Below are 22,083 nucleotides of genomic sequence, written 5' to 3'. Positions count from 1 at the left end.
CGCTACTTCACCCCTGTATGCAAAAAGCTGCTCATAATATGTCGCTGCAACAACAAATACACAGCGAGTGGCGGGACAGACGCAAGAAATGCGACAGCCATCATCGGCCCCCACGATGTGCCCCCTTCTGCACTTATAAATTCTTGCAAAGCCAGAGGCATCGTCATCAAGTCGTTGTCGTTAATCATTAGTAACGGCCATAAATATTCGTTCCATGTCGTAATAAAAAAGAGAATGCCTAGAGCAATCACCGATGGCTTAACCGACGGGAATAAAATTTTCCAAAGCCTGCGCCAATCCCCTGCCCCGTCCACGCGAGCAGATTCAATTAGGCTGGCAGGAACAGACCGAAACGATTGCCTTAACAGGAAAACGCCGATCCCATTTGCGATTTGCGGCACTATTAAACCGAAATAGGTATTTACAAGCTCTAAATCACTTAACAGAATATAGTTTGGCAGCATCGTCACTTGAATAGGAATGAAGATGCTCGCAATAACCAAGTAAAAGCAAAACTCTCTTCCACGGAATTGAAATTGAGTAAACCCGTAAGCAGCAAGGATGCTAGTGAACAGTTGTATCAATGTAACCACTGTTGCGACGAAGAAAGAGTTGCCCATATAGCGTAAAATCGGGATCGACTCCCACACTTGGCTAAAATGGTCTAATGTAGGCGGAATCGGCAATAATTGCAAACCACCTGCAAACAACTGGCTTGTTTCAAGAAAAGCGGTTGCCGCCATTGTCAAAACCGGAAAAAAACTAAGGACCAGGCAAATCGCCAATAACAAATGCCATCCGTTAACTTTCATAATGGACCCTCCGATCAAGCACTTTAGCCTGAAGCAAAATGATCAGAACAAAAAACAAAAACGTTAACACGGCAGTTGCTGACCCAAGTCCTGTGCGAAAAAACTGGAACCCATACTGATACGTTAAGAACACCAAATTGCTTGTTGATTGGTCTGGGCCGCCATTGGTTAGCATTTGAATCGGCACAAAAGCAAACTGGATGCCCATTACGGTCGTTAACACAAATACGAACAAAATTGTTGGTCCTGTAAGCGGAAAAACAATCCGGCGCAACATGCCAAGTTTGCTTTTCATTCCTTCTACACGGGCCGATTCCTTCACTTCTTCAGGGACACTTAAAATTCCAGCAAGCAACACAATAAAGTGATAGCCAAACGTATTCCAGGCCACGACAAGCGTAATCGCAAACAGCGCCCAATTGGCATCATTTAGCCAGTTGACATCGGGAAGTTGAAAGAAACGGAGAATTTCATTCACTGAGCCAATCAATGGATTGTATAACCATAAGAAGATGACAGACGCAACGGCAAGGGACAGCACGTGCGGTACAAAAAGAGCGCCACGATAAAAATGTTGCCACCGCCCTGAAACTTGCGTGACTCCGTAGGCTGTCATGTAAGGAACAAACAAGATTAGGACGAGCAGCATGCCCATGTACCATAGCGTATTCGCTGATGCGTTTAAAAACTCGCGATTTGAAAACAATTCGACGTAATTGTCTAAACCGACCCATGTTTTGGTTGGACTAACCATATTCCATTCTAAAAAGCTCCAATAAATCGAGCGAACTAGAGGAACGAAAATAAAGAGAACAATCGGCAGCATCGCAGGAGCGATAAACAAAAGCGGCTTTATCCGCTGCAGCCAACCGCTTGCTGGTTTCATCTTCATACGTTTATCTTCCCAACCACTTTTCCTGCTTGTAAAAGCTCGTTGCCGTGGCGCTTCAACACTTCTAGTGATGCTGACTCGTCATATTCTAAAATTAATCGCAGAGAGTGTGTTTGCTCGGCAACGGCCTGCCAAATCTCATTCCAGCGTGTCACTCCTGCGCCAATTGGCAAATGCAAGTCATTTTCGCCGTCATTATCATGCAAATGAAGAGCAGACAGCCTTGTCCCTAGCGCTTCAATCACATTTGCTATATCCCAATTGTTAATTGTGGCATGGCCGACATCAAGCAATGCTTGAATCGCCGGAATTTCCTCGAACAATTGGACAAATTCCCGTTCATCAAACAGCATCTTATCGTGAAAACCGACATTTTCAACCAATAGCATGATGCCCTTTTGTTCAGCGATATCACCGAGCTGTTTTATGTAATGCTTCGATAAAGCTTGTGCTTCTTCTCGGTGAAACAAAGGCATGTTGTATAGATGAGTGTGGAGCACAGCATGGCTTGCAAATGTAGAAGCCCATTCTAAGTACGTACGGTATGCTTCAAAGGAATAGGCCGCATATTGAGGGAACTGGACAGAGGCCAAGTTTAATTCCCAAATTGGCAAGTGGACGCCAATGTCACCTGCATAGGAAGCAAACCGCTCTTTCTCCTGAGCCCAATCGGTATCGCCATGCCAATGGGGGCCGTCTGTCGAGATTTCAATTCCGCCACCCCAATCCTGTAAAAAAGCTGGGGCATCGTTAATTTTTTTCATAAAAGGAAGCAGGTTGATATATACACTCATTGCATGTCCGCCTCTCGCTTATTGGATGTATCCATTGATTTTTGATTCTGTTTCTTTCAAAACCGATTCCGCATCGGCACCGTCAAAAATTTGATCCCTTGCATCTAGAATCGCTTGCTCTGCCTGCAAACCATTTGCACCTGGAAAGTTGATCCAAGGGACAATCGATTCCATTTGCCGATTAGCGGTTTGCATGATCGGATTTTCGTCAAAAAAAGGACCTAACGTATCTGGATCTTCTGCCAGTCCTTTGACCGGCGGTAGATAACCAGTCCCTTCAACCCAAATTTCCATGGCTTCTGGGCTTGATAAATACTTCATAAATTCCCACGCCGCTGCCTGTTTCTCTGGATCCTGTGAAAATGAGAACAGCGCATTCCCGCCAGCAGCTACTTGGCGCTCTTTATCCCCAAAGGTTGGAATTTCGACGGAACGCAAATCAAAGTTGCTTTGTTCTTCAATCGCAGCCCGGCGGCCTACGGTTGTCATCATCATCCCGACTTTTCCTGTGGCAAATGCCTGTATGCCTTCTTCCCACGTCACATGGAGGGCATGTTGGTCTTCAATCATGCGTCCAAGCATATCAAACACTTCCACACTTTCCGTGGAACCGATGGTTGATACAACTTCGTCGCTACTAACATCGAGGAAATCCCCGCCATTTGAACGAACAAGTGAGTACTCCGCCCAGCTATCTGGGGGCTGTTGAACATAGAGGCCGTACTCCCCTGTATTTTCCTTTACCATTTTGGCCATTTCCTGCATCTCATCCCATGTTTGCGGCAGCTCGTCTACATTCCAGCCAGCTTCTTTTAGTAAATCTGCATTGACATACATAATTGGATTGCTTAAGGCATAAGGCAATCCAGCCAATGTTTCTTTATCGTTGGAATACCCAAGCGCTTTAATATTGTCGAGATAAGATTCGTTTAAAAACGCTTCCCCCTCTTCATCATTAGCCGCTAGTTCGGACACAGGGACATAAGGCACGTTTTGGTCGACATAAGCTATGTAGTTGTAGCCAATTTGCGCGACATCTGGTGGATTGCCTCCACTTAGCGCCGCCTGGGCATTTTGCAACAGCCCTTGATAATTTCCAGGCTGAAAAGATTCCTTTACTTCAATACGGTCCTGGGAAGCATTAAACTGTTCGACCAGCTCTTTAATTGCTTTGCCGCCCCAGTCTTCGTTGTTTACATGCCAATACTCAATCGTGACTTTCTCTTCACTCGTGGTTGCCCCTTCCGTGCCGCCACAAGCTGCTAAAACAGTGACCGTGCCTAGTGTCGATAACAAGGCTGCATGTTTCTTCCACACAGTCTCTCCACCCCTTTGTTGGTTAAATACATGTCTAGTATAAAGACAGGCTATTAATTTCTAATGAGAGGGAAGCAAATATTTTGTAAAACGTTTGTAAAGGAAGTGGACAAAAAAAAGACAAAGAGCCATTGCCCTTTGTCGATTTCAATCTTTTCCCGCTCTATGAGTTTAGAGGCTTTATATGTTCTGGAAGAGGATAGGCACCGTCTTCGTCATGAACTTCTTCGCCTGTAACGGGTGGATTAAACACACAGACCATGCGCATATCCGTCTTCGCCCGCAGTAAGTGCTCATCATTTTTGTCGAGCACATAACATTCGTATTGCTTGACTGGCCATACTTTTCCATCTTTTACCGTCTCCACTTCGCCTTCCCCTTCAATCACGTAAACCGATTCAAGATGGTATTTGTACCAAAGATGCGTTTCTGTGCCAGCTTTAATTTGCGTGTCATGCAAAGAATAACCCATACCGTCTGAATCGACAACAATCCGCTGGCTCCGCCAATTGCCGCCGTCTACATCCCGGTTCGTGCCAATAATGTCTGCCAGTTTGACTACTTTCATTTTCTCTCCTCCAATGATTAAGTAACTAACGCTTGTTTAAGTGGTGACAGGCTCTTTTACGCCAAGGACGGCGCGTACACTTTCTTCTATAATGGCAAAGCCTTTTTCTAAGTCCTCATCTGAAATGGTGAGCGGCGGGAACAGCTTAAAGACTTCATCTTCTGGACCGGCCGTTTCCATGATTAAGCCGCGCTTAAATGCTTCAGCCGCTACTTTTCCAGCTAGGCCGTCTACTTTTGAACCGATTCCAGCCATAAAGCCCCTTCCTTTTACACAACCATCCATTTCTGGATATGAGTCAACAAGTTTCGTTAAGAAAGCATGGATTTTCTTTGACTTGTCTTTAATCGCTTGTTCAAACGATGGGTCTTCCCAGTAGGACAATGCTGCCGTTGCTGTAATAAAGGCGTGGTTGTTTCCACGGAATGTGCCATTATGCTCGCCCGGAGCCCAAATATCAAGTTCAGGTTTGAAAAGGGTGAGAGCTAATGGCAATCCATACCCGCCAATTGATTTAGACAGGCAGACAATGTCAGGCGTAATGCCTGCTTCCTCGAAGCTAAAAAACGTCCCTGTGCGTCCAATTCCCGCCTGAACATCATCAATAATCATTAAAATGTCGTATTTCTTGCAAATGCGCTCTAATTGCTGTAACCATTCCATACGTGCGGCATTAATGCCGCCCTCTCCTTGAACAGTTTCGAGAATGACGGCCGCCGGAATGTCTACTCCAGAGCCATTGTCATGTAAAAACTGTTCGAGATAACGAAGTGTATCGACTTCTTCATCTCCAAATTTGTCATACGGCATCGTTACAACATTAGTCAAAGGGATGCCTGCCCCTTTTCGTTTAGAAGCATTCCCTGTTACCGAAAGCGACCCGATTGTCATTCCGTGGAAGCCATTTGTAAAACTGATGATTTCTGTCCTCCCTGTCACCTTGCGAGCCAGCTTCAGGGCTGATTCAACTGTATTTGTGCCTGTTGGACCAGGAAACATCACTTTGTAATTAAGCTTTCGTGGCTTTAAAATCACTTCGTTCAATTTTTTTAGGAATGCTGCTTTTGGCTTTGTTGCCATATCGAGTGAGTGGGTAATTCCGTCATCGGCAATATAATCGATAAGAGCACGCTTCATTTTTTCATCATTGTGGCCATAATTGAGCGCCCCTGCTCCAGCAAAGAAGTCGATGTATTCCGTTCCGTCCTCATCCCACATTTTCCAGCCTTTTGCTTTCGTGAAAACAGCCGGGAAGCTGCGGCAGTAACTACGCACTTCTGATTCCAATTCATTGAAAATGCTCATTGTTTCATTCACTGTCTGTTGTTCCTCCTTCATTTTTTCGTTTAAGAACGAAGTGGTCCAATGCGAAACGTGTTTTCTTGTTCATGGCTATCTCCAGGAAATAACTGTTCCGAAAAACAACTAGACACTTGGCAGTCTGTTTGATGGCTTCGGGCTAATTTCCTGAATAACGCTTGCGAAGCTTTGTTCGAAGGTGTTACCGTTGCTTCCACGTAACGGATATCCTTGCTTGCCTCTCGCTCAATCAGCTTATTGATCAAGTCAAGGCCGAGCCCTCGCCCCCGTTGGGACGCTGCTACCCCGATTTGCCAAATAAACAACGTATCTTGCTGTTTAGGAGGAATAAAAGCGGTAATAAATCCTACTACTTCGTCGCCATCTTTTGCCACAATACATGTATCGTCAAAATATTCGCACATCATAATGTACTTGTAGGACGAGTTTGTATCGAGCGAAGACGATTTCGCCAGTTGCCACATGGCCGCGCCATCTTCCACGGTTGGCTTTGTTAACGTTAGTACTGGTGTCTGGACCATAACAGCCTCCTTTTCGTTTATCATTTCGTTTTTGCCAGACACTGTTTCCTTACCCGTCTCTCATCATTCTAAACGTTCGTTTTTGAAAAATTTTATGAAAGAACATAGGCAACTTTCTTTGCCTTCTATAATGATAGGGGGGCGTGGCAACAAATGCAAACGCTTAATCGTTGGATATAATTGGATTGATGTGGCTGAGTCGTGCTAAGTCGAGCAGAGAGTAGGCTCCTTTTCATATCCTCCTTAAAAGTCACGTTTCCTTCCATATTCGCCTTTTGCTTATGAAAAACAAAAAAAGGAGGGTTCCCCCTCCTTTCAGCCAGTCGCCAAGGGCTCGCATACGTCGTCGTTTGGCTGGACTATGCTGACTACCCCTCGACCTATTCCCATTTTTTCTCGTCTACATTTTAAATCAGTTTGATTGATGTTACTGTCACACGCACTGAAATGAAGCAATTCGCTCAGTGTCAATGCCAAAGAATACCCAACGGAAGAAAAACCAACGCCAGCCTGCTACAGAGCGCCGGCCTACAAAAGTAGGGTAAAACCAAAACGATTCGCCGTTATTTAGGCGGATAAACGTATAACGAAACAGGCAGCCTGCGATCGCTCCAGGATCAACAGCAAAAACAGAAGGCGCCCCTAAAGTGCTTAAAGCAGCTTGGGAAGGAGGCGGGCCAGGCGGCGCCCCCGTTCCTTGACCTGTGGAAGTCGTCGGGGGGCCTCCCTGGCCTGGGAAAAACCCTCCTTGTGTGGGCGGGGGTCCAGGTGGGCCACCTTGTGTTGGCGGAAATGGAAACGTGCCTGGGCTAAAGCGCATTGGGTAATCATGCCCATTGTACATAAACGAGCAACTCCTTTTTATAACCTTTTTGCTAGCCTACGCAACTGCCCATGGAATGGTGAACAATATCCATTTTTTGTGTATAGCATCGTCTTAATTCCTAATACTAATTGGAAACTAACAACAGATAAGGAAGAAATGGCATGAGGACAACGGATCAAAATGCATGTGCTGCGGCCATTAAAAGTGCTTTTTACCAATCAAACAGCGTGCAAACACTGGAAATTCCGATTTTAGAGACAGACCAAGCGCTTGTGCTATTCATTCAAGAGATTGTCGACCAAAATAAGTTGCATGCGTTAATCGTTGATCCCCTTACTCGTTTCCGTCTCGCAAAGCAGTCATACCCGACTGAATCTGTTACGACTTGGCTGAAAGACGGCACCCCGCTACCAAATGCCACTGTGGAACAAATAAAACGGGAAATGATGAACGGCCAAGCAGTTGTATTGTTGAAAAACGAACAGCCTGTTTTAATCGATTGCGCGATGTGGAATGTCCGCAGCGTCAGCGTGCCCCTTACAAGCAGCGTGTATGAAGGGCCAGCATCGGCTTTGACGGAAAGCCTTGACGTTAACATGAATTTGCTCCGTAATTATTTTCGTAGCCCGGAATTAGCGATCGAAACATTAGAAGTCGGAGAAAACGCTGCAAAAAAAATGGCGATTGTCTCGCTTCACGGAAAAACGAATCCAGACCTTGTCAAAGAAGTCCGCGAAAGGCTTAAACAAGTGCATGTAGCCGAATTCATCATTTCGCAAATTGCAACTGACGCGCTCGAAGGGAAAGGGTTTCTGTTCCCTCGGACAATGGCGAACGACCGCCCAGATGCGTGCGCATTGGCATTGGCAAAAGGGAAAATTGTCTTGCTCGTAGAAGGATCGCCATTGGCGATTCTGGCACCAAGCCTGTTTTTTCATTTCTTCCAAAACCAAGACGATTACTTATCCGAATTTGGCCGCTTTGGCGCACGTCCTCTTCGGTATTTGTATTTTTTTATTGCCACCTTTTTTCCAGCTATTACTGTAGCGATCATCCGTTTTCATCTCGATCACATACCGACGGAAGTGGCTAACCAGCTTGTGAAAACCCATGAAACCCTTGCCCCCTATACAATCGAGCTTGTCTTTGTCATTCTTTTATTGCAGCTTATTATGGATGGCTCCTATCGCTTGCCTGGCAATACGATTTTTGCAGTGACGTTTATCGGCACAATGCTCATTAGCGATATTGCTACAAATGTTAGCCTATTCCATCCGATTACCATCGTCGTCATTGGCGTTTGTTATATAACTAGTTTTCCTGTATTAAACCGCGGGCTGCTTTCTCCGATTTTTTTTATTCGCATAACGTTGATTATCGTAGCCCATTTCTTTGGCTTTGCAGGAATGTTTGCTGTGACAACCGCCGTCATCATCCATATGGCCCATTTAAGGTCCCTTGGCATTCCATATCTCTATCCGTTTATTCCGTTTCAGCCTGATAAATGGCATGACACGATTTTCCGCCCTACTTTGACGATGGCCATCAACAAACCGACGCCGCTGCCTTTTAAAAAAGCAGAGGCTGCCCAGAATCGAAGAGGCAGCTACTGAGGAACGAGATGAATTAATTGTGGGATGAGGCGAATCTCAAAGCATCGCCTTTCTTTAAATAACATATGATTAAACCACCCATTCCCGCGGAGGAATGGGTGGTTCTCTTTAAAGTTGCAACGATATATATTTCACTTCTACATATTCTTCAATGCCCCAATGGCCACCTTCACGGCCTAGGCCGCTTTCTTTCATGCCGCCGAATGGCGCTTGGGCGACCGAAGGCAAACCATCATTCAGCCCGACAATGCCGTATTCAAGCCTTTCCGCAATCGTAACAGCTTCCGATAGGTCATTTGAATACACATATGCTGCTAAACCGTAAGGGGAATGGTTGGCCCTTTCAATCACGTCTTCCGTTGACGTGTACGTGGCAATCGGCGCAAGCGGTCCAAATGTTTCTTCCTTCATGCAAAGCATGTCATCGGTCGCATTGGCAATAAGGGCAGGCGTTTGGAAGTAGCCATTTGTGGCATCGGCTTCTTGGCCAAAGATCACTTCGCCTCCTTTTGCCTGTGCATCCTCAATATGCTTTTGCACTTTTGCAACCGCTGCTTCGTTAATAAGAGGGCCAATGTGGCTGTCTGGTTCCATGCCGTTGCCTACTTTTAGCTTTTTCATTTCAGCAGCAAAAGCCTCTACAAAAGGCGCTTTTATCGACTCGTGGACGTAAATGCGGTTTGCACAGACGCATGTCTGTCCGCCATTGCGGTACTTTGAAGCAATGAGACCGTCTACTGCCTTTTGAATATCAGCCTGTGCAGTTACGATAAAAGGAGCGTGACCGCCTAATTCGAGCGACAGTTTTTTGACAGTATCGGCTGCCTGCCGCATCAGCAGTTTGCCGACACGAGTTGAACCAGTAAATGACACTTTTCGCACCCGTTCATCGGCCATCCACGTTTCCCCAATTTGTTGGGCGTCTCCTGTAATCATATTAACGACACCCTTTGGAATGCCTGCTACTTTAGCCAATTCCACGATCCGGTAAGCAGTAAATGGCGTTAACTCTGATGGTTTCATAACGGCTGTACAACCTGCTGCCAAAGCAGGCCCTAGCTTCCTCGTTAACATGGCAGCGGGAAAATTCCATGGCGTAATCGCAGCGATAACACCAATGGCTTGCTTTTGCACAAATATACGCTTATTGGTTGCTGCCGCAGGGACCGTTTCGCCATAAACACGTTTCCCTTCTTCTGCATACCAAGACAAGAAACTGTTGGCATAGCGGACTTCACCAAGGGCTTCTGCAAAAGGCTTCCCTTGTTCTAGTGTCATTAACTTGGCAATTTCTTCTTCCTCCCGTTGAATTAACTCGTACCACTTTTGCAAGTACGCGCCTCGTTCTGCCGCCGTTTTTGCTCGCCATTCTGGCAATGCCGCCGCCGCAGCGTCGACTGCTGCTAAAGCTTCCTGTTTTCCCCCATTTGCAACGGTGCCAATCACTTCTTTTGTCGCGGGATTTTCTACTTCGATCATGTCGTCTGTCGCTACACACTCATTGTTGATAAACAGTGCATGATTCATCACAAGCTCACTCCTTTTCATGTTCGAAAAACACCATTTCCGTTTTTCACTGCACACACTACACTGACCGCCCTGCCCATGCTCGTTCATAAATCGACAAAATGGTATCACGCTCAAGCGGACGGGGGTTGTTCTTTAAGAGCCGATCGATTTTGCTTGCATCTTCTGCCATAGCCGTAAGGTCTGCACGTCTTATGCCAAACTCTCTAAGGTTGCTTGGAATATGGACTTGATCACAAAGACGCTCCATGGCGCTTATCGCCTGGTCAGCCCCTTCACTCGCTCCCATCCCTATCTCCTTTACGCCTAACACTTCTGCGATAACAGCAAGCCGGTCGACGCAGGCAACTTTGTTCTCCCTCATTACATAGGGCAACAGCACGGCGTTACTGACACCATGGGCCATGTTAAACCTTCCCCCAAGAGGATAAGCGAGGGCATGGACAGCGCCAACTCCGGCGTTGCCGAATGCCATGCCAGCCATTAAGCTGGCAACGGCCATTTCTTCCCGTGCTGCGAGGTTTGTTGGCTTTGCGTATGCTTCCGGTAAATTCCGGGCAATTTTTTCAATTGCCTGAAGAGCGAAAGCATCTGTAAGGGGCGATGCATTTACAGATAAGTACGCTTCAATTCCATGGACAAGGGCGTCTATGCCGCTCGCAGCTGTAACAGCAGGAGGGGTTGTCCTCGATAATTCTGGAGAAACGATTGCCACATCAGGAAGCAAATGGTCACTAACCATCCCTTTTTTTAGCTTAGCGTCATTGTCGGACAGAATTGCAATATTCGTTACCTCGGAGCCTGTTCCCGCTGTGGTCGGAATGGCAATGAGTGGGACCCCTTTTGTAGGAACTAAATCAGTGCCAATCAAATCAGCAAGTGCACCGTTATAACGAACGTAAGCCGCCGTCGCTTTCGCTGTATCAAGGGCACTGCCGCCTCCTATGGCAATCACGCCATCATGGCCCCCAGCGACAAATGTTTGTTTGCACGCTTCCACAACTGAAAATGCTGGTTCTGGCTCCACTTCTAAAAATATGCCATAGCTACGCCCAGCAAGTGCCACTGTTACTTCCTCAAGCAGCCCGGCCTTCTTAATCATTTTATCAGTTACGACAAGGGGGTGGTTCATTTTTAACCTTGCTATTTCACTACCTAAATGGGAAATCGCTCCTACGCCTGTCATAATTTTGTAAGCGCTTTTAAAAATGTGCACCATTTTATTGCCTCCTTGTTTCAACATTTTAGCAGAACATCCCTTTTTCTGGGGAGGGCACCGCCTTTTTTTACTCTTTCACACTATTAATTGAGCACACCTGTGTTTTTATTGGTCTGTACACAGCTTAAAACATGCTGAGTGAATAACGTTTGGCCATCATTTCCAGCAATTTGATCCCGGCAATGGAGTTGCCTTTTTCATCGAGAGACGGCCCACAAATGCCAATCCCGCATTTTTTCGGTACGGCCCCCATAATTCCGCCTGACACTCCGCTTTTGGCTGGAATGCCGACATTGATGGCAAATTCACCTGAAGCATTGTACATGCCACATGTGACCATAAATGTTTTGCATATTCGGGCAACGTCTATAGGCAAAAGCTGTTTGCCTGTGTCAGGATCGCATCCGTCCATGGCCAAAACACAACCGACCCTCGCTAAATCGATACAATTCATTTCAATCGCACATTGTTTTGTGTAAAGGTCCATAAGCTCTTCTACATCTTCATCAATGACGCCATGCTCCTTCATAAAATAAACAAGCGCCCTGTTTAAATGGGCTGTTTCAAATTCTGATTTGGCGATTTCTTTGTTATACGTAATGGTCTCATTTCCTGTCAAACAACGGATAAAGTCCAATAAACGTTCAAACCGCTCCCCTGCTGTGTTTCCTTTAATCATATGAGTAACGGCAAGAGCCCCGGCATTAATCATTGGGTTGAGCGGTTTGGAAGGCTTGTTGGTCTCCAATTTAGCGATTGAATTAAAAGGGTCGCCTGTCGGTTCTTTTCCAACACGGGTGAACACGCATTCTTCCCCTTGATCGATAAGCGCCAACGCTAAGGAAAGCACTTTTGAAATGCTTTGGAGCGTGAAATTTTCTTCCGTATCCCCAGCCATAAATCCTTTACCATCAGGATAATACAAGGCTACCGACAGCTCATGTTTATGAGCAACAGCTAAAGCAGGTATATATTGAGCCACTTCTCCTTGCCCAGCAAACGCTCTTGCCTGGCTAATGAGCAATTCCAGTTCATCATTTGAACGGCATAGCATGCGAATCTCGCCTCTCTTTTTTCGGTCTCTTTCATTAGCTTGGCTGCTTTGGCGGATTGCATACAAAAAACCGTTTCCTTTCCAAATCCGTGTTCCTTCACTACTGACAATCACTTCGTTAAAGCGGTGAAAATCAAACAAACGCCCCCTTATATAAAAACAGCACCTGCAATTGAACGATGCTGTCTTTCAATTGCGGTGCAGTTTAGGATTAGTAAAAAAACGTGTAGAGCGCGACGGCAATGGCAAGTGCGACAGTCGGTAAAAGGGTGCACACTAAGAAAATAGGCCCATATGCTCGTTTATGGGTTTCTCCGCATATAGCTCGAATCGTCGTGACGACAAAACCGTTATGAGGCAGTGAGTCTAGCCCACCCGAAGCTAGCGCGGAAATACGGTGCATCGCTCCTGGGTCTACGCCCCTTTCCATATAATCAGGGGCAATGAGCGGCAAAGCAATGCCGAGGCCGCCCGATGCAGATCCGGTAATTCCGCAAATGACTGTGACAAACAAAGCTAGGCTAACGAACGGTTGGCCTGCTGCATTCAATAATGCTTGTAAAAACAAATCAAAAGCAGGCACTTGCGCAGCGACACTGCCAAAGCCGACAACAGCACATGTATTGGCAATTGCGACAAGAGCATTTTGGGCGCCTACGGCGAGTGACTCTCCGACTTGCGTTACAAATTTCAAATTAAACAGCCATGTCGTTCCGATGCCAAGAAGCAGCGCGACCAATACAGCCGTTTTGGCGGCTATATAAAGCGACAGCACATTTAAAGAAACAAGCACAATCACTAACGGCAACAACGCAAACAATGGCTTTGGCAATAGGCGCTCTTTTGCCGCCGCCAGTTCATCAAGCGCTTTTCCCTCTAGCCCGTATAGAGGGCTGTCTTTTGGGAGCGAAAAACGCTCGCCTTTTTTCAGCGCTGCCCTCAACATATGCCTGACCCAAAGGCCGCCTGCAATCATAATAAAGACCGCAATTACAACACCAATCCAGCCACCAGCAGTTGGTTGTGTGCCAAAAAACTCGGTTGGAATAATGTTTTGGATTTCAGGTGAGCCAGGTGAAGTCATTGTGAACGAAATGGAACCGAATACGATGGCAACCGGTATAAAACGGTGCGGGTAATCGGCGAGCTTAAATAAGGATACAGCAATTGGGTAAACGGTAAAACCAACCACAAATAAACTGACGCCTCCGTAAGTCATAATCGCACATGCGGCTATTACCGCAAACAGCGCCCACTTTGCGCCTAATTTCCGCTCAATCCAATCGGCAATTGCTTCCGCGGCTTTTGTGTCCTGAATGACTTTGCCAAAAATCGCGCCTAATAGAAAAACCAAAAACCAAGAAGCAAAATAGTTTGTAAACCCCTCCATATAGTAGCCGCCCATTGCCGCGTTTAAGTTAAGCCCTCCAGTTAAAGCAAGAAGAACAGAAGAAAGAAGAGCGGCAATAATAATATTAACCCCTCTTAATGTGAATACGATTAAAAGGGCCAGTGCGCCTAATAAGCCAATCATGCTGATCATTTTGTCTATGCCCCCTTAATGGAAAACGGCCGGTTTTTGTTGAAAGAGGGCCTCATACAGCTCAATCAACTCTCGTTTTGACGGGACACGCGGGTTGTTTTGCGGACTTCCGCTTTCAAGCGCATCGTCAGCCATTTTAGAAAGCATTGGCATAAATGCCTCTTCTTGAACGCCCCAGTCTGGCAATGTAGGAATATCGACTTTCGCGCACAGTGCTACGATTTCTTCGACAACGGCATTAGCTAATGTTTCAGTCCCTTCGCCGCTTTTTCCTGGAAAGAGGACACGGCCGATTGAAGCAAGGCGCTCCTGGCAACTTTCCTTTGTATATTCAAGCACAACCGGTAAAAGCATAGCGTTGGAAACACCGTGTGGTACATGGAAGAGAGCGCCAATTGGCCTTGACATCCCATGGACAAGACAAACGGATGAATTGGAGAAAGCCATGCCTGCAAGCAGCGAGCCATACAACATTTCATGCCTTGCCTTCATGTCGTTGCCGTCTTTATAGGCGGGCAATAGATAGTGGAAAATCCGCTCCATTGCCGATAGCGCCAATCCATCGGTAAACGGATGTGCTTTTTTGCTAATATAAGCCTCCAACGCATGGGTAAGCGCATCAATTCCAGTAGCCGCAGTAATGTGTTTAGGCGTCGATTTTGTCAGCATTGGATCAACAATAGCCGTCCGTGGCATAAAGGCTTGCTGTTTAATCATCATTTTGACATTGGTGTCTGTGTTCGTAATCACTGTCGCGTCTGTTGCTTCAGAACCAGTGCCCCCTGTTGTCGGCAAAGCAATTAAAGGAACCGCCCCTTTTTGCGCAATCGTACGCCCGTTCATGTATTCATCGATTGATCCGCCATTGGCTGCTAGCACCGCGACAGCTTTAGCTGTATCTATACAGCTTCCTCCCCCAATGGAAACAATGACATTGCAACCTTTTGTACGAAACAACTCCAACGCTTCATACACGTACGTATCTGTCGGCTCAGTTGCTACACCTAAATAGGAATACGATGGGATTCCGCTTTTCTTAAGCAATGCTTGAGCCCGTTCAACATTTCCTAGCCTTTCCATTACTGCATCGCTAATGATCAGCGCCTTGCTTCCAAGCTTCGCAGCTTCAACTCCAACTTGCAAAAAACTGTTTTCCCCATAAATAATCGTGGCTGGCAAATGACAGGTTGTTGCTTGCATCTAATCCCCTCCTTGTTGTTCTGCCATTGCAAAAACGATGCCAACTACCAATCAAGATGATTGTAAGCGTTTTCTATAAACTGTATCGCAAATTTGCGACACAGCCCCTTGCCACTGTCGTTAAATTACGACGACTCTTGTTCTTTTAGCTTACGGTACAGTGTCGCACGGTGGATGCCTAACAATTTTGCAGCTTTTGCCTTATTTCCGTTTGCTAATACGATCGCTTGCTCGATTCGCTCCTTCTCGGAACGTCTCGCCACAGTCTTTAATGATTCTTTCTTCGCTGCATGGTTTCGCAAAAATGGCGGCAGTGTATTACTTGTCACTTTTTCCTCTTCACCGATTGCCATAATATAATCGATCGCATTCGCCAACTCACGAACATTGCCTGGCCAATCATACTCAAGGAAAGCATGCAAAGCGTCTTCGCAAAATCGTTTGTGTCTCAGCCCGTATTCCTGTGCAAAACGGTCCATAAACGCGCTGATTAAATAAGGAATATCTTCTTTACGTTCACGCAACGGTGGGATGTTTAATGTGATTGCCACTAGCCTATAATACAAATCTTTCCGAAACTTGCCATCGGCCACTAGTTGGTTGAGATCCGCATTGGTCGCTGCAATTAACCGAAAATCGGTTTGGACCGGCCGGCAGCTGCCAACCCGGTCAACTTGTTTCGTCTCAAGCACACGAAGCAGCTTTGCTTGCAACGCATTTGACATTTCTCCTGCTTCATCTAAAAAAAGCGTACCGCCACTGGCTTGTTCGAATTTCCCTACTGCCCCGCCTCGTCGCGCGCCAGTAAAGGCTCCTTCTTCGTAACCGAACAGTTCAGCTTCGAGAAGCGTTTCTGGCATAGCAGCACAATTAATTGCCACAAATGGTCCATTGGCTTGGTTGCTCATTTGATGGATCAAACGGGCAAACAGCTCTTTTCCCGTACCTGTTTCACCTGTCAATAGCACTGTCGCTTTTGTGCGTGCTACTTTGCGGGCAAAACATTTGCATGATTGGAGTGCCTCGCTCCTTCCTATAAGCCGGCGCTCGACTGACGTTGCGTTCTTCTTTGTTGGTTCAGTGGATGGTGACTCCTCACTTAAAAAAACGCGTGCTCGTTGTAAGATTTCATAAAGTTCGGAAACACCTTCAAAAATCAACATGCCGACAGCTCCGACAACACGGTGATTTTGCCAAATTGGGATACGATGGACCACCATATTTTGGCCCTCAATCCGTTGGATCTCGCCTCGCTCTGGAATGCCTGATTTTACAACTTCATGCAAGCGGGTATTCTCAATGACATCAGCGACAAACTTGCCTTCAACTTCCGCTTCGTCCTTTCCGCCAATAAAGCTGCGGTAAGCATTGTTCATTTTGACGATCTTTCCTTGCTTATCGACAATGACGATCCCTTCATAGGCGTTTTCTAAAATCGCTTCCAGTATCGCTTTTTGCTCGTACTCTTCCCGCGCCCGCCGCCAGTTTTCCCTTGTGACTGCCCCAATATATTCATTGCCCTCTTTGATGAGAACCACTTTACTTCCGTCTGGACTAGGTGCACGCCTGTCCTCGATTTCAATCACTTCTACCGATTCTAGCGCTTTTTCTATCGCTGTTTCTCCATGGCTTATCGCTGCCACAATCGTTTCTGGAAGCAACGCCCCAACTGGTTCATCTTCTTCTGTCACGAGCACGATCAAAGAGCCTGCATGTTGCAACAGACGGGCCCACTCCTGGATGGTCCGTTCTTCATAGAGAGCAAAGGAAACAGGTTCGATCCAATAGTGGCTTACATGAAAACCAGATTGGTTGATGGTCATTTGCTGTACCACGGCATTTCCTCCATTCCAATAATTTGTCTAAGTGCTTTTGTTCGCGTTTTTGCATACCTCTTTTCTTAACGTATAGGAGCCCTCAAGTTAGGAAGCGACGTACATATTGTTTCACTACTGCCAAGTGATTCCCTTCAAATAAATACAAAGGAACATGTGATTCAAATGGGAATAAGTTTTTTTGGTGGGCCACTGTGAATGGCTCTGGCATCCCGACAATGTGGGCGTGGTTATGGAACATTTCAGCATTTTTTCGTTTTATTAAGATCATTTCACGCATTCTTTATCAGATCTTAAATAGATTTGGAAAGCTGTCTCCTTTACACTAACATTGAGAGCTAACGAAACATAGGCTCTAATATGACTAGAGAGGTGAGCACATGTACTCAAACGAAGATTTGCATGCAGTTGAAGAACGGGCGAAAGCATTTTTGCCTACAGCTACAAGCGAACTCTCCGCTTATTTACGGGCCATCGAAGAATACGTGCGAAGCAAACGCAAGGATCTCGGCTTCGACCAAGCTGAACATCTAGAAACACAGCTTCTTGTCCACTATGGCTTGGAATAAAGCCATCTTAATGAACACTAAGAAAGAAGCCTCGTCAAGGCTTCGTTTACATAAATCTGTATTATTGTATGTGCATATCCGGTTCAACCCAAATTCCCCTGGCCTATTTGGAACCAGGGGTTTCCTATTTTTCAAACGGTCAGCATGACCACTGCGTTTATTATCTTTTTTCACATTAATCAAATGTTTAATTAACTGCCGATCATTCCCTTTTTCATGCTACAATATTTTTAGAGACAGAAAGTTTAATAAAAAGGGGCGAATATCGACCATGCCAATGATTCACGCTGAAGGCTATCATTCTTTTGAAGCCGAAAATGGAAAGAAACTTGTATTAGCGTTGGAAGACAACGGAGTAGACATTTTGCACCGCTGCGGCGGAAATGCTAGATGTACTACGTGCATGTGCGAAATTACCGAAGGCGACGCTGGCCCAATCGGAGAGGCTGAAGCAGCGATTCGTGCCAAAAAAGGCATCACTGCTGAAAACCTACGGTTGTCCTGCCAAATTCGCGTAGCAAATGACTTGAAAGTCAAGCCGCTTCGCACCGCAACTAGCGAGCAGATGGATCCAGGCAAACGTCCAGAGGAGTAATGCCGGTCCAGTGCTATTGCCGCCAAACGGGGCTGCTTGAAGACAGCGAGGGTCCTATCTCTCGAGTAGATGAATTCAGCAAGAAAGGGAGGGCATTTATCGCTCTCCCTTTCTTGCATATAGGCCATTTACAGAAAATAGTCTCTGACATCCAGCCAATTATGGACACGGGGATAGCCCGTTACGTTCACATTATGAGGCGATGTAAACAAAATTCCTTCGCCTGAAAAACGTTCTAATTGCCGCACATTATCGTCAATCAAATAGTCGGCGTGGATGATGCTTTTATTGCCGCAAAAGACAATATTTTGGTCATCAATAAACGGGAAATGCTCTTTAAGCCATTCGTACTTTGCATTAAAGGATGTTGGAAAATCCATTGCCGCCGTTGCCACAAAAATTTCGTACGACTGGGCCAGTTCCTCTACAACCTCTTGGCAATGTTCCATCACCTCCAGGTCGCGGAAATAAGTAGGGTCGAGCAAATAGCTGCGAATTTCTTTCACTAACTCAGGGCGGAGCTCCCTTAGCTTTTTGCCGTGTAAATCATCGGTTGTTAGTTGCTCGCCAAAATCCCTATTAAACAGTGCCAAATGCTTTTTGTTAAAATCAGCCATCACTTCATCCATGTCAATTGCAATTCGTTTCATCATTCCACCCCTAATTGATTGTTCTCCATATAGATTACCATAGTTTTTAGAAACAGGTTGCCTGACAAATGTATCGTTTCAAGTTCTATGTTCTAGAGGGGTTATGTCATGTTTGACACTGTAAGTGACGACATGTTGGTTTTGCCCTTACAAGCAGCTATACTCAGAGAATTAGAAGCGGCCTTTTTCCGACTGAATCAAAAAAAGACCGCTCGATTTCAAGGATTTAACTTTATAATGATTGATTTTCTGTTTGCAAAAACCGCACATGATTGACAGCCTTTGTGTCAATATATTGGCTTGTGTCTGGTCCGTATCCATAACCATCCGTTCCATCAATAATCAACAATCTAGGGGTGACACAGACGAGGATGCCTTCAATAAAATTTGTATCTGTGGCAACCTCCACCCGCGCATCGAGTCGTTGAACTAGCCTCTTATAAAGAGTATTGCACAAGTACTTTGCCTCCTTCCGCATTCAGCTTAGTGACCTGATCGTTTCAATTTTGGCAATGCGGACAAACACGTCAGCACCCATTTCATCCAACAATTCAATATAGTCTTTCCCAACGACCACTAATTCGCCAGCGAGAAAGCCGAAGGGTGTCGAAAGTTCAATTTGTTTACCGATGAGGCCGCGTAGCAGCTCTCTTTTCGCCCGCGCCTTTTTCCAGCATCTTGGGAACCAGAACAACAAGAAAAGATTTTTTAGTGCATACCAAACACGTACCATTTTTCCCCTCCTTTGCACCTTCTTTAGTAAATGCAAAATGAGTATATTTGCTTGTTAGGTTCGCCTATGTTCGTTTAAAATTCACGAATTGTACCGATTCGCCCATTTTCTTTTGCCCACCAACACGAATACAGCAAAAAGGACTGAGATGCAAAAGCAGCAACCAGTCCTTTCTATTGATTAATCACTCTTAAGCCCATTTTCACCATAAACAATTCGTTTGCCCCAACTCGTCAATGGGCCTGATGGGCCTTCAGCTAAATCCAGGTATTCAACACCCCCGCTGTTGCCATACCATGACCAGGCCAGCCAGCCCACTTGCCGCTCTGCTGTATAGGCCAAAATCGCATCTTCATCGACATCGCCATCATGATGACTATGGCCAAATTCACCGATCACCACAGCAAGATTTTCAGCAAGCACACGATCAATGTTATAGGCAATTGTCGCCCTATCAGCTCCTGCATATTCGTACATATGGATCGAAAACATCGTGTTTTTTAATGGATCGGACGCAAACACATCGGCTCCCCGCTCGTGGATTGAGGCAGGGTACTGGCCCCAACCTGCCGCATCAACCATTAATGTATGGGAGAGGCCAGCGCTGCGCAAGCGCGGGATCGCTTGTGCGTATGCTTCTGCCCAAACGTCGCTCCTCCACGACCCATACCATTCATTGGCAACGTTAATGATTACTCGGTCTTCTGTCCCCTTGAGAACATCAGCCATTTCGATCCAATAATCGACTGCTTTCTCTAAATCAGCAGGATCGTCACTTCCTGTAGCGTCATGGACTTCCAGCACAGTTGTCAATCCATATGTTTCTGTGGCAGCCAGCACACGGGCAAGCTCAGAGGCATCATCTTTTTCCCATTGCTGTCCATTGGATAAGACCATTCTCACCGTGTTCGCCCCTGTTTCTGCTATGGCAGGGATTGCTTCCTCCAGATCTTGCTTAAACCAAGAGTGTCCATGGTTGACGCCACGCATAACATAAGGATCGCCATTTTTGTCCAACAACTCTGTACCGGATACGTGAAATCCGTTTTGTGCATATGCCGAACCGCTACCGTACACGAACAAAACCAATACCACTAGTGTTCCAAACAATTGTAACCGCTTTCTTTTCATTTGATCCATGTCCTCCCTCTTCACAAAATTAGTCCATATCAAACTCTGCACGGAGACTGTCTGCTAATTCGCCTAAAGCATCCGCTACATCCACGTCTCGGTTTTCATCCATGATTTGGTCGATTACAGGCTGAATGTTCGAGGCAGCAGCTGGCTTATCTGGAAACATGCTTTGCACGACTGTGTTTTCTTCCATGATCGTCTGGAAAGCTTCTACATTTTCTGGCACCCATTGGCCTTCGGCAAATGTATGCGTTTCACGAGTGACTGACGGATTGGCGCCAACGATGTTCGCCTGGATGGACTGGCCTTCGCCATGGGTTAAAAATTCTAACAGCTTCCACGCTTCTTCAGGATGGTCTGTTTGCGATCCAATGCCGATCGGCAATCCAAGCAGCTGCGATTTGTTCCCAGCTTTCCCTGCCGGCACTTCAACAATATCCCATTCAAACTCTCCGTCTTCTTCATATTGGCGCCAGTGCCACGGCCCTGCAAAAGCCATTGCCGCCCGGTTAGCCAAAAACAAATCGCCAAGCCCTTCCGACTCGGTTGCCAATGGAGCGACACGGTGGACATCAACCAAGTCATGCATAAACTCAATCGCTTCGATTGTTTCCGGTGAATCAATCTCGACTTTAGATCCATCTATATTAAACGAAGCACCTCCATTTTGGACAATCATTTCTTCCCAGATCAGCCCAGCAATCCCAAACTGGACAATCTTCCCATCTTCTTCAATCGTTGTCGCTTTTGCTGCTTCTAAAAAGTCGTCCCACGTCCAGCCAGCTTCCGGATAAGGATGCCCTGCCTCGTCAAACATATCTTTATTAAAAACAATATGATGAGAAGTCAGATCCCTTGGCAAGGCATACTGGACGCCTTCCCATGCGCCAATATCCCAAGCGCCAGGTAAATACTCGTCTTCTTTTATGCCGCTTTCTTCTATAAATCCATCAAGTTCCATTAACATTCCTTGGCTTGCGTAGCTCGTCATTGCTGCTGCATCGATCATCCAAAACACGTCTGGCTGATTCCGTCCAGCCGACATTGTCGTTAACCGCTCATTAAAATTATCCCAAGGAACATGGCTTAACTCCACTTTAATGCCAGGATTTTTTTCTTCAAACACATCAAGGATTTCACGCTCTCCTTTCAGTTCTGCCGGGCCATTTCCCCAGACAAGCATCCGCAGCGTTACATCGCCGCTACCGCCTCCTGCACTTTCCTCGCCTCCACAAGCAGTAAGGGCCAATAGCGAAACTAACACAACCGGTGTATACATCCATCTTTTCATCCATCTCATCTCCTTAAATGTATAATTCCGTCACCTCAATGGCCGTATAATTTGATAAACTGGCCGTTAA

General features: G+C 46.1%; 23 protein-coding genes. 3 read left to right on the top strand and 20 right to left on the bottom strand.

All coding sequences use genetic code 11. From position 1 onward, the window contains the following. Positions 1 to 2 precede the first annotated feature (2 nt). The 8 genes from V5G21_RS11025 to V5G21_RS10990 form a co-directional block, all read right to left on the bottom strand. Positions 3 to 812 (bottom strand): carbohydrate ABC transporter permease, encoded by an 810-nt coding sequence (locus V5G21_RS11025; RefSeq protein WP_011245201.1) that lies wholly within the window; start codon positions 810 to 812, stop codon positions 3 to 5. Further along, a complete protein-coding gene (locus tag V5G21_RS11020; protein ID WP_235360804.1) occupies positions 802 to 1,704 on the bottom strand; it encodes a carbohydrate ABC transporter permease in 903 nt (300 codons plus the stop codon). Before V5G21_RS11020 ends, V5G21_RS11025 begins: the two co-directional genes overlap by 11 nt. Next, positions 1,701 to 2,498: a sugar phosphate isomerase/epimerase family protein gene (locus V5G21_RS11015; RefSeq protein ID WP_095327246.1), complete on the bottom strand. Its 798-nt coding sequence runs from the start codon at positions 2,496 to 2,498 to the stop codon at positions 1,701 to 1,703. The genes V5G21_RS11020 and V5G21_RS11015 overlap by 4 nt, the downstream gene beginning before the upstream one ends. Positions 2,499 to 2,516: 18 nt before the next feature. Beyond that, positions 2,517 to 3,815 (bottom strand): ABC transporter substrate-binding protein, encoded by a 1,299-nt coding sequence (locus V5G21_RS11010; RefSeq protein WP_251225718.1) that lies wholly within the window; start codon positions 3,813 to 3,815, stop codon positions 2,517 to 2,519. 163 nt (positions 3,816 to 3,978) lie between these two features. Further along, positions 3,979 to 4,383 carry an ectoine synthase gene (locus V5G21_RS11005; protein WP_338464681.1) on the bottom strand — a complete coding sequence of 135 codons (405 nt, stop codon included), beginning with the start codon at positions 4,381 to 4,383 and terminating at the stop codon, positions 3,979 to 3,981. 36 nt (positions 4,384 to 4,419) lie between these two features. Further along, on the bottom strand, positions 4,420 to 5,700 hold the full coding sequence (gene ectB, locus V5G21_RS11000) for a diaminobutyrate--2-oxoglutarate transaminase (protein ID WP_011245196.1): 1,281 nt from the start codon (positions 5,698 to 5,700) through the stop codon (positions 4,420 to 4,422). Between the two features lie 29 nt (positions 5,701 to 5,729). Beyond that, on the bottom strand, positions 5,730 to 6,224 hold the full coding sequence (ectA, locus tag V5G21_RS10995) for a diaminobutyrate acetyltransferase (RefSeq protein WP_338464679.1): 495 nt from the start codon (positions 6,222 to 6,224) through the stop codon (positions 5,730 to 5,732). Between the two features lie 433 nt (positions 6,225 to 6,657). Continuing rightward, positions 6,658 to 7,068 carry a hypothetical protein gene (locus V5G21_RS10990; RefSeq protein ID WP_011245194.1) on the bottom strand — a complete coding sequence of 137 codons (411 nt, stop codon included), beginning with the start codon at positions 7,066 to 7,068 and terminating at the stop codon, positions 6,658 to 6,660. A gap of 143 nt (positions 7,069 to 7,211) precedes the next feature. Here V5G21_RS10990 and V5G21_RS10985 point away from each other — a divergent pair, with 143 nt between their 5' ends. Beyond that, complete coding sequence (locus V5G21_RS10985; RefSeq protein ID WP_338464678.1) at positions 7,212 to 8,663, top strand: spore germination protein; 1,452 nt, start codon at positions 7,212 to 7,214, stop codon at positions 8,661 to 8,663. A gap of 108 nt (positions 8,664 to 8,771) precedes the next feature. Here the strand turns inward: V5G21_RS10985 and V5G21_RS10980 are convergent, their stop codons facing one another. From V5G21_RS10980 to V5G21_RS10950, 7 genes are all read right to left on the bottom strand, one after another. Next, positions 8,772 to 10,190 (bottom strand): NAD-dependent succinate-semialdehyde dehydrogenase, encoded by a 1,419-nt coding sequence (locus V5G21_RS10980; protein WP_011245192.1) that lies wholly within the window; start codon positions 10,188 to 10,190, stop codon positions 8,772 to 8,774. Between the two features lie 58 nt (positions 10,191 to 10,248). Continuing rightward, positions 10,249 to 11,409: an iron-containing alcohol dehydrogenase gene (locus V5G21_RS10975; RefSeq protein WP_011245191.1), complete on the bottom strand. Its 1,161-nt coding sequence runs from the start codon at positions 11,407 to 11,409 to the stop codon at positions 10,249 to 10,251. Between the two features lie 124 nt (positions 11,410 to 11,533). Beyond that, the gene (gene glsA, locus V5G21_RS10970; RefSeq protein ID WP_095327256.1) at positions 11,534 to 12,463 is read right to left on the bottom strand and encodes a glutaminase A; all 930 of its coding nucleotides are present in this window, start codon (positions 12,461 to 12,463) and stop codon (positions 11,534 to 11,536) included. 211 nt (positions 12,464 to 12,674) lie between these two features. Next, on the bottom strand, positions 12,675 to 14,006 hold the full coding sequence (locus V5G21_RS10965; protein ID WP_063609440.1) for a GntP family permease: 1,332 nt from the start codon (positions 14,004 to 14,006) through the stop codon (positions 12,675 to 12,677). A 15-nt stretch (positions 14,007 to 14,021) separates the two neighbouring features. After that, positions 14,022 to 15,206 (bottom strand): iron-containing alcohol dehydrogenase, encoded by a 1,185-nt coding sequence (locus V5G21_RS10960; protein ID WP_338464676.1) that lies wholly within the window; start codon positions 15,204 to 15,206, stop codon positions 14,022 to 14,024. Positions 15,207 to 15,331: 125 nt separating this feature from the next. Beyond that, positions 15,332 to 17,041, bottom strand: a complete 1,710-nt coding sequence (locus tag V5G21_RS10955; RefSeq protein ID WP_338464675.1) for a sigma-54 interaction domain-containing protein — start codon at positions 17,039 to 17,041, stop codon at positions 15,332 to 15,334. Positions 17,042 to 17,123: 82 nt separating this feature from the next. Further along, on the bottom strand, positions 17,124 to 17,312 hold the full coding sequence (locus tag V5G21_RS10950) for a hypothetical protein (RefSeq protein ID WP_338464674.1): 189 nt from the start codon (positions 17,310 to 17,312) through the stop codon (positions 17,124 to 17,126). Between the two features lie 109 nt (positions 17,313 to 17,421). Here V5G21_RS10950 and V5G21_RS10945 point away from each other — a divergent pair, with 109 nt between their 5' ends. Beyond that, positions 17,422 to 17,610, top strand: coding sequence for a hypothetical protein (locus V5G21_RS10945; protein ID WP_035202298.1), 189 nt, complete (start codon positions 17,422 to 17,424; stop codon positions 17,608 to 17,610). Positions 17,611 to 17,881: 271 nt separating this feature from the next. Then, positions 17,882 to 18,205, top strand: a complete 324-nt coding sequence (locus tag V5G21_RS10940; RefSeq protein ID WP_035202297.1) for a 2Fe-2S iron-sulfur cluster-binding protein — start codon at positions 17,882 to 17,884, stop codon at positions 18,203 to 18,205. Positions 18,206 to 18,333: 128 nt separating this feature from the next. Here the strand turns inward: V5G21_RS10940 and V5G21_RS10935 are convergent, their stop codons facing one another. The 5 genes from V5G21_RS10935 to V5G21_RS10915 all read right to left on the bottom strand — a co-directional run bounded on the left by V5G21_RS10935 (position 18,334) and on the right by V5G21_RS10915 (position 22,013). Next, a complete protein-coding gene (locus tag V5G21_RS10935) occupies positions 18,334 to 18,855 on the bottom strand; it encodes a 5' nucleotidase, NT5C type (RefSeq protein WP_011245184.1) in 522 nt (173 codons plus the stop codon). A 232-nt stretch (positions 18,856 to 19,087) separates the two neighbouring features. After that, on the bottom strand, positions 19,088 to 19,312 hold the full coding sequence (locus V5G21_RS10930; protein WP_011245183.1) for a hypothetical protein: 225 nt from the start codon (positions 19,310 to 19,312) through the stop codon (positions 19,088 to 19,090). A gap of 21 nt (positions 19,313 to 19,333) precedes the next feature. After that, positions 19,334 to 19,588 (bottom strand): hypothetical protein, encoded by a 255-nt coding sequence (locus V5G21_RS10925; protein WP_035202295.1) that lies wholly within the window; start codon positions 19,586 to 19,588, stop codon positions 19,334 to 19,336. A gap of 180 nt (positions 19,589 to 19,768) precedes the next feature. Beyond that, entirely contained in the window at positions 19,769 to 20,728 is a 960-nt protein-coding gene (locus V5G21_RS10920; RefSeq protein ID WP_035202294.1) for a glycoside hydrolase family 5 protein, read from the bottom strand. A 19-nt stretch (positions 20,729 to 20,747) separates the two neighbouring features. Then, complete coding sequence (locus tag V5G21_RS10915) at positions 20,748 to 22,013, bottom strand: ABC transporter substrate-binding protein (protein WP_011245180.1); 1,266 nt, start codon at positions 22,011 to 22,013, stop codon at positions 20,748 to 20,750. Positions 22,014 to 22,083: the final 70 nt, after the last annotated feature.

Origin of the sequence: Shouchella rhizosphaerae (assembly GCF_036700015.1) — a bacterium.
Taxonomy (GTDB): domain Bacteria; phylum Bacillota; class Bacilli; order Bacillales; family Bacillaceae_D; genus Shouchella; species Shouchella rhizosphaerae.
Note: the sequence above shows the minus strand (reverse complement) of the source record. Positions and strands in the feature narration are given on the sequence as shown.